Annotated in this window: 13 protein-coding genes; 9 read left to right on the top strand and 4 right to left on the bottom strand. The window is 64.0% G+C overall.

All coding sequences use genetic code 11. The features are described 5' to 3' along the window. Positions 1–203 precede the first annotated feature (203 nt). The gene (locus ACP5H1_RS06860; protein ID WP_427973339.1) at positions 204–2,681 is read left to right on the top strand and encodes a tRNA(Met) cytidine acetyltransferase TmcA; all 2,478 of its coding nucleotides are present in this window, start codon (positions 204–206) and stop codon (positions 2,679–2,681) included. 18 nt (positions 2,682–2,699) lie between these two features. Here the strand turns inward: ACP5H1_RS06860 and ACP5H1_RS06855 are convergent, their stop codons facing one another. The 3 genes from ACP5H1_RS06855 to ACP5H1_RS06845 all read right to left on the bottom strand — a co-directional run bounded on the left by ACP5H1_RS06855 (position 2,700) and on the right by ACP5H1_RS06845 (position 4,372). Beyond that, the gene (locus tag ACP5H1_RS06855) at positions 2,700–3,188 is read right to left on the bottom strand and encodes an SAM-dependent methyltransferase (RefSeq protein WP_427973337.1); all 489 of its coding nucleotides are present in this window, start codon (positions 3,186–3,188) and stop codon (positions 2,700–2,702) included. Positions 3,189–3,287: 99 nt separating this feature from the next. Next, positions 3,288–3,779 (bottom strand): flavin reductase family protein, encoded by a 492-nt coding sequence (locus ACP5H1_RS06850; protein ID WP_427973335.1) that lies wholly within the window; start codon positions 3,777–3,779, stop codon positions 3,288–3,290. A gap of 26 nt (positions 3,780–3,805) precedes the next feature. Next, the gene (locus ACP5H1_RS06845) at positions 3,806–4,372 is read right to left on the bottom strand and encodes a hypothetical protein (protein ID WP_013267372.1); all 567 of its coding nucleotides are present in this window, start codon (positions 4,370–4,372) and stop codon (positions 3,806–3,808) included. 166 nt (positions 4,373–4,538) lie between these two features. On the opposite strand from ACP5H1_RS06845, the gene ACP5H1_RS06840 reads away from it, so the two are divergent. From ACP5H1_RS06840 to ACP5H1_RS06815, 6 genes are all read left to right on the top strand, one after another. Beyond that, positions 4,539–4,748, top strand: a complete 210-nt coding sequence (locus ACP5H1_RS06840; RefSeq protein WP_427973332.1) for a DUF3311 domain-containing protein — start codon at positions 4,539–4,541, stop codon at positions 4,746–4,748. Beyond that, positions 4,745–6,238: a sodium:solute symporter family protein gene (locus tag ACP5H1_RS06835; RefSeq protein ID WP_427973329.1), complete on the top strand. Its 1,494-nt coding sequence runs from the start codon at positions 4,745–4,747 to the stop codon at positions 6,236–6,238. The genes ACP5H1_RS06840 and ACP5H1_RS06835 overlap by 4 nt, the downstream gene beginning before the upstream one ends. 86 nt (positions 6,239–6,324) lie before the next feature. Next, positions 6,325–8,022 carry a M28 family peptidase gene (locus tag ACP5H1_RS06830; RefSeq protein ID WP_427973327.1) on the top strand — a complete coding sequence of 566 codons (1,698 nt, stop codon included), beginning with the start codon at positions 6,325–6,327 and terminating at the stop codon, positions 8,020–8,022. 44 nt (positions 8,023–8,066) lie between these two features. Then, positions 8,067–9,233 carry a pyridoxal-phosphate-dependent aminotransferase family protein gene (locus ACP5H1_RS06825; protein WP_427973325.1) on the top strand — a complete coding sequence of 389 codons (1,167 nt, stop codon included), beginning with the start codon at positions 8,067–8,069 and terminating at the stop codon, positions 9,231–9,233. Positions 9,234–9,287: 54 nt separating this feature from the next. After that, complete coding sequence (locus tag ACP5H1_RS06820; RefSeq protein WP_427973322.1) at positions 9,288–10,466, top strand: MFS transporter; 1,179 nt, start codon at positions 9,288–9,290, stop codon at positions 10,464–10,466. A gap of 424 nt (positions 10,467–10,890) precedes the next feature. Then, positions 10,891–11,562 (top strand): hypothetical protein, encoded by a 672-nt coding sequence (locus tag ACP5H1_RS06815; protein WP_427973320.1) that lies wholly within the window; start codon positions 10,891–10,893, stop codon positions 11,560–11,562. Here ACP5H1_RS06815 and ACP5H1_RS06810 read toward each other — a convergent pair. Continuing rightward, positions 11,552–12,643, bottom strand: a complete 1,092-nt coding sequence (locus ACP5H1_RS06810; protein ID WP_427973318.1) for a glycosyltransferase — start codon at positions 12,641–12,643, stop codon at positions 11,552–11,554. The two genes, ACP5H1_RS06815 and ACP5H1_RS06810, sit on opposite strands and share 11 nt — an antisense overlap. 66 nt (positions 12,644–12,709) lie before the next feature. On the opposite strand from ACP5H1_RS06810, the gene truD reads away from it, so the two are divergent. After that, on the top strand, positions 12,710–13,822 hold the full coding sequence (gene truD, locus ACP5H1_RS06805; RefSeq protein ID WP_427973316.1) for a tRNA pseudouridine(13) synthase TruD: 1,113 nt from the start codon (positions 12,710–12,712) through the stop codon (positions 13,820–13,822). A 48-nt stretch (positions 13,823–13,870) separates the two neighbouring features. Then, on the top strand, positions 13,871–14,617 hold the full coding sequence (locus ACP5H1_RS06800; RefSeq protein ID WP_427973314.1) for a hypothetical protein: 747 nt from the start codon (positions 13,871–13,873) through the stop codon (positions 14,615–14,617). Positions 14,618–14,699 lie beyond the last annotated feature (82 nt).

Raw genomic sequence — 14,699 nt, 5'->3', positions numbered from 1 at the left:
CACGTGGGGCCACTTGACAAGTGTGAGGGGCCTAGGCTGACCCCTGTAATACCTCAGGCCCTGCAGGGTATTACGGTCATGAACTAGGGCTGAGATATTGCATAGCAATGGATAGCACTGAAGGCTGCCGCTTAAGGCCTTCGCTGAAGCCCTTCCTTAATAGGGCCGACCCGGCCCTAGACTTGTGGCCGTGGTGTCCCGACTTGAGGAGGAGCCCTGAGGAGAGGGAGAGAGTCAAGAGGCAGGCTGAGGAGGCCTCCTACGAGCTCGGCAAGGAGCTGCCGGAGTCCGTGCTCAGGCTCAGGAGGCTGCTGAGGAGGGCCATAAAGTACGCCGTGGCCTCCAACACCAGGGTCATGGTGGTCCTCAGCGGCTCCGACCCAGTAAAGGTCGGGGTCGCCACGGCCAGCGCGCTGATAACCTATGAGCAGGTCATGAGGTCCCTGAAGGTAAGGCCCCAGCTCAGGGTCCTCTACGCCTTCAACCAGGACTACGAGGACTCGCAGCTGAGGAAGGAGCTCGTCAAGAGGTCGGTCAAGGAGAGGGGCAACCTGCTCAAGCTGACCATAATAAAGTCCGAGGACTCTAGGAGGTACCTTGGGACCACCTTCCAGGGCCTGGTGCTTGACCTGGTCAACGACCTCAGGCCCAACAGGGTGGGTATCCTGGCTGGCGTCGTTGAGGGAGGGGGCATAATAATATTCCAGGCGCCCTCGTGGAGCTCGTGGGACCAGCAGCTCACAGACTTCAGGAGGAACCTGCTGGTCCCGGGCCACGACCAGCCGAGGTACGTCTTCATAGGCTGGTTCAAGAGGAAGCTGCTGGAGCACCAGGAGAACATATTCGTAGTTGACCTTGACAACGACAGCATCATAAGCGGGCAGCCGACCAAGCTGCCGGCCGCCGCCGAGAGGAAGGTGACGCCGCCGGAGGAGGCCGAGTTCCCGAGGGAGCTGTACTCCCTGGCCCTCACCCAGGACCAGGTCAACGCGATAAAGCAGGCTGAGTGGCTCATAGAGCCGCCGAGGAGGGGCAGGAAGAAGCTGCTGGTTATAACCGCGGACAGGGGCAGGGGCAAGAGCTGCGCCGCCGGCATAGCCATGGCCGGCCTGGCCAAGGTCCTCTCCAGGGAGAGGCCCCTCAAGGCAATAGTCACGTCCCCCGACCTGGAGAACACGCAGAGCCTCATGCAGCTGGCGGAGAGGGCCTTCAAGGCGGAGGGCCTCGACGTCGAGGCCATAGTTGACAGAGGCCTCATAGCCGGCTTCAGGGGCAAGGGGGTCAAAATAAAGTACGTGAGCCCCGACGACGTGCCCGAGGTGGACGCGGACCTGGTGATAATAGACGAGGCCAGCGGCCTCCCCGTCCCCCTGCTGCACAAGATATGGAGGAGCCACTCGAGGGTCCTCGTGGCCTCGACGATCCACGGCTACGAGGGCGCGGGCAGGGGCTTCAGCGTCAGGTTCCTCGGCGAGGTGAGGCAGGACCCCGACACGGACCTGAGGGAGTTCGAGATGACGGAGCCCATAAGGTACTCCGCCAACGACCCGGTGGAGAGGTGGCTGTTCGACGTCCTGCTGCTTGACGCTGAGCCCGCAGACCTCGACGACGCCGACCTCAGGGACATAAGGGAGGGGAGGCTGCAGTACCTCGTGCTTGAGCCGGAGGAGCTGTTCTCAAAGAGGGAGGACCTGCTCAGGCAGGCCTTCGGGATATACGTGCAGGCCCACTACAGGAACGAGCCCGACGACCTTGCCCTGATAGCCGACGCCCCCCACTACAGCATAAGGGCCATGGCCACGCCCTCGGGCAAGGTAGTCTCGGCTGCCCTCCTGGCCGAGGAGGGAGGGCTTGACGAGGAGCTGAGCAACACGCTGCTCAACCAGGACAAGACCAAGGGCAACATAATACCTGACAGGGTGATAAAGCACCTTAGGGTCCCTCCCTTCGGAAGGCTGAGGGGCTGGAGGATAGTCAGGATAGCCACCCACCCCAAGGTCCAGGACAAGGGCATAGGCTCGGCCCTCCTCAGGGGCATATACGAGGAGGCCGTCAAGAGGGGCTACGACTGGGTGGGCAGCGGCTTCGGCGTCAACGAGAAGCTCGTCAGGTTCTGGGCCAGGAACGGCTTCCAGCTCATCCACATAAGCCCTGATAGGAACCCCGTGAGCGGCGAGTTCACGGTGCTGGTGCTCAAGCCCATAAGCGAGCAGGCCGCGAAGCTCACGGCGGCGGCCAACAGGGAGTTCAAGTACAAGCTCCTCAACAGCCTCCAGGACACATACAGGGGCATGGAGCCTGACATAGCGGTCGCAATGCTCAACGCCACGGCGCCCCTGAGGGACGACGTGCCGCCCATGAGCAAGCTGAGGCTCCAGAGGCTCTGGGCCTACCTCTACGGCACCATGACCTACGAGACCAGCAACGACGTCATAAGGGACGTGGTCATGACCTACTGGGAGAGGGCGCCCCTGGACAGGGGCCTGCTGAGCCACGAGGAGGAGCTGGCCATAACTGTCAAGGTAATGCAGGGGAGGCCGTGGCCGGAGACCTCCAGGGAGCTCGGCGTGGGCTTTGAGGACGCGCTGTCCCTGGTTAAGGCCGCGGTGAGGAAGCTGGCGGCCAAGTACTACGGCGTTGGAGAGGGCTCGCTGCAGGCACTGGGCTTTGACGACTTCTAACAAAAAGGGGAGCTAGGGCTACGAGTCAGAGTCGCCTATGACATAGACGTACAGGGTCCTCTGCCAGCCTCCCCTGTCCCCTATTATTTTAACTGGCTTCCACCCGGGTATCTGGAAGTCCAGGGTCACCACCCTGGTCCCCGGCTTCAGCTCCTGCTTGAGCTTAGGCTTCAGCGCCTCGTTGACGCTGGTCAGCAGGTACATGTAGACCACGGTGGCCTCGCCTATCGGGACCCTAAAGAAGTCCCCATGAACTATCTCAACCTTTCCGTCGAGCCCCTCCCTCTTGGCCCTCTCGCTGGCCTCCTTGTAGAGCTCGTCCCTGAGCTCAACGCCGACGGCCTTCTTTATCGGGTACCTCTTGGCTGCCTCTATGACTATCCTGCCGTCGCCGCAGCCGAGGTCGTAGAGGACGTCGCCCTCCTTGAGGTCCAGCGCCTGGAACACCAGGTCGAGGACCTCAGGCCTGGTAGGCACGAACGGAACCGAAGGCCCTCCGAACGCCATCGCTATCCACCCTAGGTCTAACTCCTCCTGGTCACCCGTGGTGGGTACCCTTATACGTGTTGACTGGTGTCATTTGATTTAAGCTAACTTGCTGATCCCTTAACACCCTTTAACAGTGGTGTACGCCCTGTTCTGGTAAAGCAGGGGGCACCTCATGGGAGGGGCGCTGCCGTCAACTACCTCCCCGACAATTATTGAGCGGTCCCCTCCGTCGTAGACGGCCCACCTCCTGGCCACCAGGTAGGGCCTGTCGCCGGGAAGCATGGGGCCGTACTTGCTCTCCATGTAGTTTGCCCTCCTGAGCTTTTCAAGGGCGTCGCCGGGCTCATCCATCAGGCGGGACAGCCACTCGTCGTCCTTGGAGAGCATGGTTACTATGAAGTAAGGCGCCTGGGTCAGGACCTCGTGGCTCCTGCTGGACCTGTCTATGCATATTAGTATCAGGGGAGGGCTTATGCTCAGGCTAGTCATAGAGCTTACCGTCAGGGCCGCGTAGGAGCCCCCCAGGTCCCTCGCGGTAACCACGTAGACCTGCTGGGCGGCCGACCTCATGAACTGCTTTATCAGCTCCCCGGCGTCCAAGGCCTGCACCGGGCTAAGGAGGCCTAAGCGCAAAATTAAGCTTCCTCGTTGTCTTCACTATTACTTTCCTCGCCCTCCTCGCCGCCCTCCTCCTTCCCCTCCCCCTCCTCCTCGGCGCCTCCCTTCATCTGGGCCCTGTAGACCTCGTATGAGACCTCCATTGCATACTTCAGCGCCGCCTTGGCCTTGAGGAACTCCAGGGTAGAGTAGAGGCCGTCGAACTTGATCTCGGCCACGCTGCCGTCCGGCCTGTCCCTTATGGTGAGCTTGACGCCCCCTCCCTCGTCGCTCCCCTCCCTGCCCTGGTAGGCCCTTATCTCGGCCTCAACGGTGCTGAGGTACTCCCTGACCTCCTTGGGGAGGGCCATGGGCACCTCCGGCACGACCCTCACGTAGCCCTCGCCCCTGAGGAGCCTCGCCACCCTCCTCCTGCCTACCTTTATGTCCTCGGGCCTCTCAGCCGGGCTGGCCTTGCCCGCGTCCTCTATGTAGTCGAGGAGCGCCTTGAGCGCCGACAGCTCCTCCTCGAGCTCCTGTATCCTCTTCTTCAGGTAGGCCTCCAGCGTCTCCTTGCTCACTGCCCTCTCGGACTGCTGGCTCAAGCTCTGCCCCTGAGCTCCTTAGCTTAAAGGGGGCTTTCGCAGGGAGGGGCGAGTAACACCGCTGCCGGAGCCGAAAGGTGTATACAGCCATAGCGCGTTCCCACCGGGGTAACACTTAAATGCCTGAGGCCTTGGGTTAGCCGAGAGCGAGGTGCGCGGTGATGGAATGGGAATATGTAGGGGGCGCAGGGGACGCCTCGTAGAGGCGCTGCTCCTCCTGGCGCCCCTGGTAATGATACTTCCGGTCCCCCTCTACAACAGGGCGTCCCCTGAGCTCCTGGGGATCCCCTTCTTCTACTGGTACCAGCTGGCCTGGCTCCTAGTGCTCAGCGCCTGCCTTGCCGCTGCCTCGAGGTGCGGGGTGAGCCGCGGTTGAACGCCGCCGAGCTGGTGATGTTTACGGCGGTTGTGGCGGCCCTCTCGGCCCTGGGCTTCCTGGGCCACAGGTTCAGGAGGCCGGGCAGGGGTCTCGAGGAGTGGGCCATAGCTGGCAGGAGGTTCGGGCCAGTCATAGTCTGGTTCCTGCTGGGCGCTGACGTGTTCACGGCCTACACGCTCGTCAGCGTGCCCTCGCTGGCCTTCGCCTCAGGCGCCATAGTGTTCTTCACCATACCCTACGCCGTCACGTTCCTGGTGGCATACGTAACCATGCCTAGGCTCTGGTCCGAGGCCAGGAGGAGGGGACACCTCACGGCCGCGGAGCTCGTGGCTGACGTCTACAGCAGCAGGGCCCTTGGGGTGGCCGTGGCGGCTACTGGCATAGTTGCAGTGCTGCCTTACATGGCTGTTCAGATAGACGGCATGAGGGCCGTGCTGGAGGTCCTGCTCCAGGGCGTCTCAAGCCCGGGCCTCGTGTCAGAGCTCTCCCTCCTGCTCGCCTTCGCCGTCCTGGCGGCCTTCACCTACAGGAGCGGCCTAAGGGGCTCGGCCCTTGGGGCGGTGCTCAAGGACGCGCTCCTGTGGCTCACGGTAGTCGTCATGGCTGCGGTGGCGATATCCAGGGTCGGGGGCTTCCAAGGCCTCTTCTCAGGGCTCTCCAGGGACCCGCTGCCCACTGGCACGCTGACGCTCAGGAGCGACCTCTACGTTGACTACCTTAGCCTGGCGGTGGGCAGCGCCCTGGCCCTCTACCTCTACCCGCACGTAATCAACGGAGTCATGAGCTCCCAGTCGCCCAGGACGATAAGGACCTCCACGGCCCTGCTGCCCCTCTACGTCATAGCTGTTGGCGTATTCTCCTTCCTGGGCTTCGCGGCCTACCTCATGCCCGAGGTGCTCAGGTTCATATCCCAGTTCCCGGCATCCCAGAGGGGGCTCCTCGTGGTCCCCGCCATGGCCCAGCTCCTCCTCCCCGGCCCGCTTGCGGCTGTGATCCTCGCGGGCATATTCATAGGCGGCATGGTGCCAGCCGCTATAATGGCCATAGCCCAGTCTAACCTGCTGGTGAGGGGCATAGTGAGGCCCATGGTGAGGCTCAGCCCGGAGGGGGAGGAGGCCGCCGCCAAGTGGGCCTCGGTGCTCTTCAAGTTCCTCGCCCTGGGCTTCGTGTTCGTGACCCCTCTGACGTATGCCATTCAGCTCCAGCTGCTCGGCGGCATAATAGTGCTCCAGACCCTGCCCCCTGTCATGCTAGGCCTTGTCATCAGGAGGCTTAACCCAGGGGCCCTCCTGGCGGGCCTCGTGGCTGGCCTGGCTTCAGGGGTCTACCTGACGCTGCTCGCCAACGGGTTCAGGCCCATAAGGACCACCTCAGTAGCAGTTGGAGGAGTGCCGGTCTTCGTTGGACTCATAGCCCTGGCGGTCAACCTGGCCGTTGTCTTCGTGGGCTCCGCGGCGGCCCAGCTCCTTGCCCGCGGCTCTTCCTGAGCGCAGGGCCCCGCGGCAACAACGCATATCTTATTCATAGCCTCCTGCCAAGGCGGTGAGGAGGCCTGAGCCTAAGGGCTGAGGACGTGGTCAGGGCCCTGAGCCCAGCCATAAGCGACCACAGGGCCATGAGGGTCCTGGCATCGCTGACGGCTTACAACAGGGTGCAGGGCACCATAGAGCTCGTCGACGCCGCGAAGCACGTCCAGGAGGTGCTCCTCGAGGAGGCGGGGGACTCGCTCGAGGTGGAGCTGGTCAAGTTCGGGGGCACCAACGTCCCCGACTGGGTCTCCTCCCCCACCGGCTGGGCCATACACGAGGCCAGGGTGAAGGTCGAGGGGGGCCAGGAGCTCACGCTTGAGTCCCACCCCACGCTGGCCGCCGCGCACTCGCCCCCGGGCAGCGTTGAGGCGGAGGCTATAGTCATAGACAGGTACTGGTGGAGGCCGGAGTCCTACTCCTCCGCCAAGGGGAAGGTCGTGGTTAGCCCCGGGGACCCATATATAGTATATAGGTTGGCAGGCGACGCCGGCGCGGCGGCGGTGGCCTTCTACAGCGAGACCGCTCCCCCGGACGCCGTGCCCTACAAGAGCCTCTTCCTCAGCAGGAGCGAGGCCGCCAACGGCTCCCTGCCGGCAGTCTCGATACCGCGCTCCATGGTTGAGCCCCTGAGGTACGGCAGGAAGCTGTCGGTTATGGTGGACTCTGACGTGAGGAGGGACCCGGGGTTCCCCATAGTCATAGCGTGGCTGGGCGACAAGGACGGGAGGGGGCCGGCCGCCATGGCCCACGTCTGCCACCCCACGCCGGGGGCCAACGACAACGGCAGCGGCTCCGCCTCCCTGGTGGAGGCGGCGGTGGCGCTCTCAAGGCTAATCGACAGGGGCCAGCTGCCCCAGCCCGAGGCCACCGTCAGGTTCGTCTGGGTGCCAGAGTACACGGGGAGCGCCGTGGCCCTAACGAAGACCCTCAAGGGGCAGGTGACCCAGCTCCTTAACTTCGACATGGTTGGCGTCGAGCCGGGCGGCGGCAACGGCCCCCTGAGGGTCGTGGCCAGCAGCCTCTCCGCCCTCGGGCAGGCAGACGCAGCGCTCCAGGAGGCCGCCGAGGCCTCCGCCGAGCTCCTCGGCTTTGACTCGCTGAGGCTGGTGCCCTACGAGGGGGGAAGCGACCACGACGTGGCCTCCGCCCTCGGCATACCCTCAGCTATGCTCAACGGCTGGCCCGACGTGAACTACCACACAGACATAGACGACCTCGACAGGGTCTCGAGGCGCATGCTGAGGCTGTCGTCGCTGATAGCCTCATCCTCTCTGTACCTCCTAGCCAGGTCGCCCCCTGACCCAGCGGCCTTCAGGTCAAGGCTGGTATCAGCCCTGTCGCGGAGGCACTACCTCAACGGGGACCAGGCCGCTGCCTCCCTCGCGGGCAGCCTGATGTCAAGGACCCTGGGGCTGCAGGAGGCCTCGGCGGCCCCGGAGGGCTGGCCGCCCAAGCTGGACACCGTCGTAAAGGTGAGGCCCCCGCTGATAGAGGGCCCGAGGGTCATAGCCAGGAGGTCGCTGGACGCAGCCATAAGGGTTGAGGAGCTGCTGGCCACCTCGGGGCCCATGGCAAGCACGGTCTACCTCAGGGAGGGCCTCATGCTTGCCACGCCCGAGAGGCCCCTGGGAGAGGTGGCGGCGCTCCTCGCGGCCGAGTACGGCACCGCCTCGGTCTCGGCTGAGAGGCTCGCGGAGCTCGTCAACCTCCTGGCCGACGTGAAGCTCGTGGAGCTCGGCTGAAAGTTCAGCAAGCCGTTTTTACCTAGGCGGCCGAGGCAGGCCCTGTGAAAGCCTTGTTCAGCGAGAGGCTCATAATGACCCCCGGCCCCACCGAGGTCCCCTACAGGGTCATGATGGCGATGACCAAGCAGGAGACCAACTCCGACCTTGACCCTGACTTCCTCAGCTTCTACCAGGACCTCAGGTCCAGGGCAGCCAAGCTCTTCGGGGCCACCAGGTCCAGGGTCTACCTCATGATAGGGGAGGCCATGCTCGGCCTGGAGTCAGCCATAGCTAACACTGTGAGCAGGGGTGACAAGGTGATAGTTGTTGACAACGGGGTCTACGGTGACGCCTTCGCCGACCTCGTCAGGTCCTACGGAGGGGTCCCGGTCAAGCTTGGCGCTAACTGGAGGAGGGCCGTGGACCTGGGGGACCTTGAGAGGGCCCTTGAGAGGAACAGGGACGCCGCTGCGGTAACAGTGGTGCACTGCGACACCCCCTCAGCCATGTTAAACGACCTGGCCGGCGTGGCCAGGGTGGCCAAGTCCTTCGGGACGCTAGTCATAGCTGACGTGGTCTCAACCATAGGGGCCATGCCGCTCCAGGTGGACAGCTGGGGCGTCGACATAGCCATAGGCGGGAGCCAGAAGGCCCTCAACGCGCCCGCCGGGGTCACGCTGATGAGCGTGAGCGAGGAGGCCATGGAGAGGGCCAGGAGGGTCAACTACCAGGGCTTCTACATGAGCCTCCTGCAGTGGGAATCGTGGCTTGACTCCAGGGGCGTGTTCCCCTACACGGTGAGCGAGCCGCTCCTCTACGCGGCCTCGGAGGCCATAAACATGGTGCTTGAGGAGGGCCTTGACAGGGTTTACTCAAGGCACCTGGCCGCCAGGAGGGCCGCCTGGGCCAGCTTTGAGGCCCTGGGGCTCAAACACTACCCGGACATCATGGAGCACAGCTCTCCCACGGTCACCGCCGCAGAGGTGCCTGGGGGCGTTGACGAGGCCAAGCTGAGGGACCTGGCCTGGAGGAAGTACAACACCATGATAGCCAGCAGCTGGGGGCCGCTGCAGGGCAAGGTGATAAGGGTCGGCCACATGGGGGTCCAGGCGTCGCCCGAGAGGCTGGCAAGGGCCTTCCTGGCGCTTGGCAGCGCAATGAGGGACCTGGGCCTCAGTGTGAGCCCAGAGGAGGCCGCCAGGGCGGCCCTGGAGTCCTTCAGGTACTGAACGTTCAGCAGGCAGTTTTCCTCCGGGGCCCTGACCCCAGGGCTGGTGTCAGGCTTGAGCTCAAGGCAGGGGCTGATAGTGGCCTCGACCACGGTTTCGATGGTAGTCTACGGCCTGGTGCTGGGCCTGGTGCCCGTGGCCGCCATATGGTCCTCGGCCCCCTCCTGGGCAGTGAGCACCATGTACCTGACCATACCTGTCGGGACCCTGGCCGGCAACCTGATAATAGGGAGGCTCACGGACATCATAGGCAGGAAGCCGTCGTTCATAGTAACCCTGGCCCTCTACGGCGTGGGCTCGCTCGTGACGCTGCTTAGCGTCAGGGGCAGCGTCTACGCCCTCCTAGCTGGCCTTGCGGTGGCCCAGGTGGGCCTCGGGGGAGAGATGCCAGCCATGCTGGCCTACCTGGCGGAGGTGATAGAGGAGAGGTGGAGGGCGGCCGCGCTCATACTGATAACTGACGTGTCTAACCTGGGAGTCCTGATAGACGGCCTGATAATGATGCTCTACCAGAGCAGCACCATACCAGTCTCTGTCGCGGTTGACGCGCTTGGGGCCGTGCTCGGAGTCACCATAGCAGTCATACTTGTCATGAGGTTCAAGATGCCGGAGTCGCCAGAGTGGCAGTCCGTGCCGAGGGAGTCCAGGGGCAGGGTCACGAGCCCTGGGGAGGGGCCGGGCATAGCGTTCAGGGTGACCGCGCTGACTGCTTTTGTGATAGCCACGGCCCTGACCTACGCCTTCCTGGCGCTCACGATAGGCCCCTACCTCTTCCCCTCTGAGACGGGCCTGCTGCTGGTCATTTACAACGTGGGCGAGCTCGTCGGGGGGCCGATAGCTTTGGCTCTGCTCCCCTGGGGCAGGAGCAGGGGCCTGGCCCTGGTGAGCTACCTCGGCGGCGCCGTCACCATGGCAGTGGCCGCGGCCGCCCTGGGGCTCCTCAGGAGTAGCTTCACGCTCTTCGTCTACATACTCCTGATAAACGGCATCTTCGGCGAGATGGCCTGGGCGGCCAGGGTCCTCCTGGAGCCCCTCGCCTTCCCTGTTCACTACAGGGGCACGGCAATAGCTATAGTCAGGGTGGTGCCCTACGCCCTCTACGCCGCCTCCGTCTTCTACCTCGCCAACGTGACGACCGGGGAGTACATGCTTTACAACGTGGGCCTCTGGGCCATAGGGGCCGCGGCCGGCGTCGCCTGGTACCTCAGGGGCCCGGAGGTGTACAGGCATTAAAGGGCCCAGTCCAACAGTGAGGGCGCGCGATGAGGAGGATGCACCTCTGGAGAGCCTGGGGCGGCGGTGACCGGAGCACGAGCTGCCTGAGCGCTTAGAGCAGGTGAAGGGCCAGGGGGTCGGACTTTCATCGAGGCTTCATGAACTTGTGCTCAGCCTCTCGTCCTCATACCCCTTGTCTGACTCCCCACGCCTAGGGTAGGGAGCGTGGGCTCCCAGCCACGACGCGGGGAGCCTCATCGGGCGCCCTCCTCCCCCTCACATTGCTCACAGAGTTCATTGTGGCGCCCTCCTCTGCATGATGATAGTAATGGAGAAGCCTATAAGCTTTCGTGAAGGGATAGTTGTGAATGATAAGTAAAATGATGTCAAATGATATAAACTTCACGGCTTATCGGAAACTGCTAGCTACGGCGTCATAGGGATGGCCCAGCTCCTGGCCCAGCTGTCGCCAATCATAATAACTCCCATAGCGCTCGCCTGGATCCTTGACGTGGCACTAAGGGCCCTCTATAATATAGCGGTGCCCCTGCCGCTCCTCGTGGCCCTGGGCCTCCTGACGCAGGCCTTCATGTTTGCCGTGAGCTACCTCGGCGTAAGGCTCTCCGCGAGGGTCGCGATGATAAGCGGGGCCGCCCAGATGGCGGCGATACTCGCCGGAAGCGTAGTCATAGTCCTGAGGAGCAGGTACCTGAGCCTCGAGCCCTTCACCATGCCAAGCGTTGGGCCGGTAGGCTTCTTCCTGGCGGTGCTCACGGGGCCCTACACGGCTTACATAGGGTACTCAGCTATAGTTAACTTTGGCGAGGAGGCCAAGGCCCCAAGGGAGACCATAAGGAAGGCCATAGTCGCGGCCGTAATAATGATGGCGGCCTTCTACACCTTCGTAGAGTACTCCCTGGTGGTCTCAGCGCCGCCCTCTGAGGTGCAGGGCCTCAGGTCGCTCTTCCTGCCGGCGGTGGGGACGGCGATATCGCTGGTTATAATATACTTCAGCCTGGCCGGCCTCAACGTGCCAGTGCTCTACGCCGTGCCTACCATGGCAGCCTACCTGGCGGCAGTGATAGCCCTGGCCGTGAGGAGGCTCAGGGGCTGACGGGCTTCTCCACCTTCTCCCAGACGTGCTCCTTCCCCCTGAGGTTCTTGACCGCGGCGGTCACAAGGAACAGCTGCTCCAGGGCCCAGGTCCTGACCATGCCTAAAGCCATGGAGGCCGCTATCAGTGCAAGGACCACGGCCGCCGGCAGCGAGCCCAGCGCGGCCGACGCCGCCAGCAGCGCAAGCGACGCGAGGGCCAGCCAGGGGTTCACCAGGTGAAGGAACGACTCCCACGCCAGGACGGCCCTGTAGCCCCTGGGGGCCCTCGGCAGGTCCCTGGAGGCCCTGGCCATGTGCTCGACCAGGTGCTGGGCCCTCCTGAGCTTCCACCTGAAGTACCCCCTGTCGGGCACGTACTCCCTGCAGACGGCGTCGGGCAGCGCTATAGACCTGAGGCCCTCCATCGCGACCCTGTGAGCCAGGTCGCTGTCGTCCGCGCCGGGCCTGAGGCCTCCAAGCCTGGCTGCCAGGTCCCTCCTCACGGCTAGGAGCTCGCCGTGGGCTATGGGGGTGCTGTGCACCTGGCTCTCCCCGAGCCTGAGCACGTTGTAGAGCGACCTGTAGGTGCCCTCAACCCCCCTCGGGGGCTCCTTTATGCAGGTCACGAGGCCGACGCCCGGGGCGGCAAGCGACGAGAGGGCCGAGGCCAGGGACCCCGGGGACCACTCGCAGTCAGCGTCAGTGAAGACCACAACGTCGCCCCTGGCCTCCCTGAGGGCCCAGTTCTCCGCGGCGTGCTTGCCCGACCTGGAGGCCTCCCTGAGCACCTTTACTGGGAGCCCCCTCTCCCTGGACCACCTCTCGGCCTCGTCCGCGGTGCCGTCGGTGCTGGAGTCCACAACTATTATCTCAAGCCTCGAGGGGTCCCACTGGGAGGCCACGTTGTCGAGCTTCCTCCTCACTACCCTGGACTCGTTGTATGTCGGTATGACAACCGTGACTGTGCCGCTGAAGGCCCCCCTCGGCGGCCTGTAGGCCCTCGACCTCCTCAGCATCACTGCGTAGTAAGCCAGGGCCGAGGCCGCGTGCCAGAGGAGCAGGGCGATGCCCACTGCGAGCAGCAGGTCGGCGACGTCCATGGCTATCCAAGGCCTCGCTGCGCTCCGAGCTTAAAGGCCTGAACCCTCCACCTCACCTGATAAGGCATGAGGAGGAGCCCGTACGACATTGACGTCATGCTGGGAATGCCTTACTACTACCTTGACTTCGACTGGGGCCCGCTGGGGGCCCAGGTGCCGAGGCCCGACGGCTTCAGGGTAGTCGAGGAGGTGGCGGGGGTGCCCTGCACTGAGTTCAGGCCAAGCGGCTCGGGCAACATGCACGTTTACCTTCTGACCAAGGTCGGGGTGGACCACGCCACTGCAATGAGGCTCGCCTCAAGGCTCCTGGGCTCCAGGCCCCACGTGATCGGCATCAAGGACTCGAACGCGGTGACGTTCCAGCTGGCCTACACCGTTGGAGGCAGCCCGAGGGTCAGGGAGGCCAGGCAGGGCGGCGTCGAGCTCAGGTACCTGGGTGACCACGACAGGAGGGTTGAGCACACGGGCAACAGGTTCTCAATAAGGGTCGTCGCGCGGAGGCTCGACGAGCTGGCCAGGAGGGTCTCGGCCCTGGCCTCGGCCAAGAGGCTGCCCGCTTACTTCGGCTACCAGCGGTTTGGCCTGGTGAGGCCCAACAGCCACGCGGTGGGCAGGGCCATAGTCAGGGGGGACCTGAGGGAGGCCGTGGACCTCCTCCTTGGGAGGCCCTTCAGTAGCGAGCCCGAGGCCTGGAGGGAGTTCAGGGAGCTCTACGACAGGGGCATGTACAGGGAGGCCCTGGAGGCCGCCCCCCGCAGCCTCTGGCCAGAGGCCAGGGTGCTCAGGGAGCTGCTCAGGAGCGGGGACCCTGCCAGGGCGATAAGGAGGTACCCCATGCCCCCCGGCTTCTTCGTTGAGGCGTACCAGTCCTACCTGTTCAACCTCTGCCTCTCGAGGTACCTTGAGGCCAACGAGGTGCCGGAGAGGATAGCTGTGCCCTCCAGCGCCTCGAGGGCCGAGGGGGCCTGCAGGGAGGTTATGAATGAGGAGGGTGTCAGGGAGCTGGCCTCAAGCGAGCTCGGGGTGAGGGCCAGGGACATGGTGAGGGAGTCCTTCATGGAGGTCAGGGGGCTGGGCCTCTCGGGCGAGTGGCTTGAGTTCTCGCTGGGCAGGGGCATGTACGCCACCGTGGTGCTCAGGGAGCTGCTCAGGCAAGACCCGTTAACCTTCGCCGGATGACCCTTAGAAATAATAGTCGCCCCGGCCCAGCTCCCCCGGGCTTAAGCAATGATTAGGTGGGCGGTCCTGCTGGTGGTCATCGCGCTGGTCCTGCTGCCCGCTGTCCGCGCCCAGGTTGAAGTGAGCTACGTCGGCGCTGTGGAGGCGCTGAGCTTCAACGTGACCTCCGCCCCCCAGCTCCTCAGGCTGCCGCTGTGCGCCGAGCCATACTCATATGCTGCCTACGAGCGGGGCGTCGGCAGCCTCTACGCTGAGTACTCGAACGGCACCCTGCAGGTCTCCGTGCTTAGCCCTGGCGCCGTTAACGTGAGCGTCTACCTGCCCCCCTGCTCGTCCCAGGGGGCGGTGGCCGCCTACTGGCTTTACCTACCCTACAGGACCTACGTGAGCGTGGCCAACGGCAGCGTGCTAGTCTACTACTCAGGCGCCAACGCCACCCTGGTCAACGTGACGACCCTGCTGGCCGGGCCGGGCAACCTAACGCTCTACGTGACCCCGCAGCCCGTGACGGCCACAACCACCACAACTACAACGACTACAACTACTACAACAACGACAACCACAGCCACGGTGACCTCAACAAAGCCTACTACCACAACAACGCCTATAACAACTACAACTACCACGTCAACTACATCAACTACGAGTGCCACAACGCCCGTGACCACCACGACAACCATGCCTACAACCACGACGACGCCGAAGCCCAAGTCAGACGTCTTCAGGTACGTCACAATAATAGTGGTCCTGGTGGCCTTGGCGGTAGCCGTCTCCGTGGCCGTGACCAGGAGGTGAAGGTCTTGAGGCCAGGGCAGCTGACCGCGGCGTCCCTGCTCCTGCTCATCCTGTTGGCAGCGGTCTCCCCCGTCGCTTCCGG

This window comes from Acidilobus sp., from assembly GCF_049973875.1.
Classification (GTDB): domain Archaea; phylum Thermoproteota; class Thermoprotei_A; order Sulfolobales; family Acidilobaceae; genus Acidilobus.
This window is presented reverse-complemented; position numbering and strand designations above follow the sequence as displayed.

Excerpts from the sequence above, each read along its gene's own strand:
- ACP5H1_RS06840 (WP_427973332.1), top strand. The coding sequence starts at position 4,539 with ATGGGAATATGTAGGGGGCGCAGGGGACGCCTCGTAGAGGCGCTGCTC.
- ACP5H1_RS06855 (WP_427973337.1), bottom strand. The coding sequence starts at position 3,188 with ATGGCGTTCGGAGGGCCTTCGGTTCCGTTCGTGCCTACCAGGCCTGAG.
- truD (WP_427973316.1), top strand. The coding sequence starts at position 12,710 with ATGAGGAGGAGCCCGTACGACATTGACGTCATGCTGGGAATGCCTTAC.
- ACP5H1_RS06800 (WP_427973314.1), top strand. The coding sequence starts at position 13,871 with ATGATTAGGTGGGCGGTCCTGCTGGTGGTCATCGCGCTGGTCCTGCTG.
- ACP5H1_RS06810 (WP_427973318.1), bottom strand. The coding sequence starts at position 12,643 with ATGGACGTCGCCGACCTGCTGCTCGCAGTGGGCATCGCCCTGCTCCTC.
- ACP5H1_RS06815 (WP_427973320.1), top strand. The coding sequence starts at position 10,891 with ATGGCCCAGCTCCTGGCCCAGCTGTCGCCAATCATAATAACTCCCATA.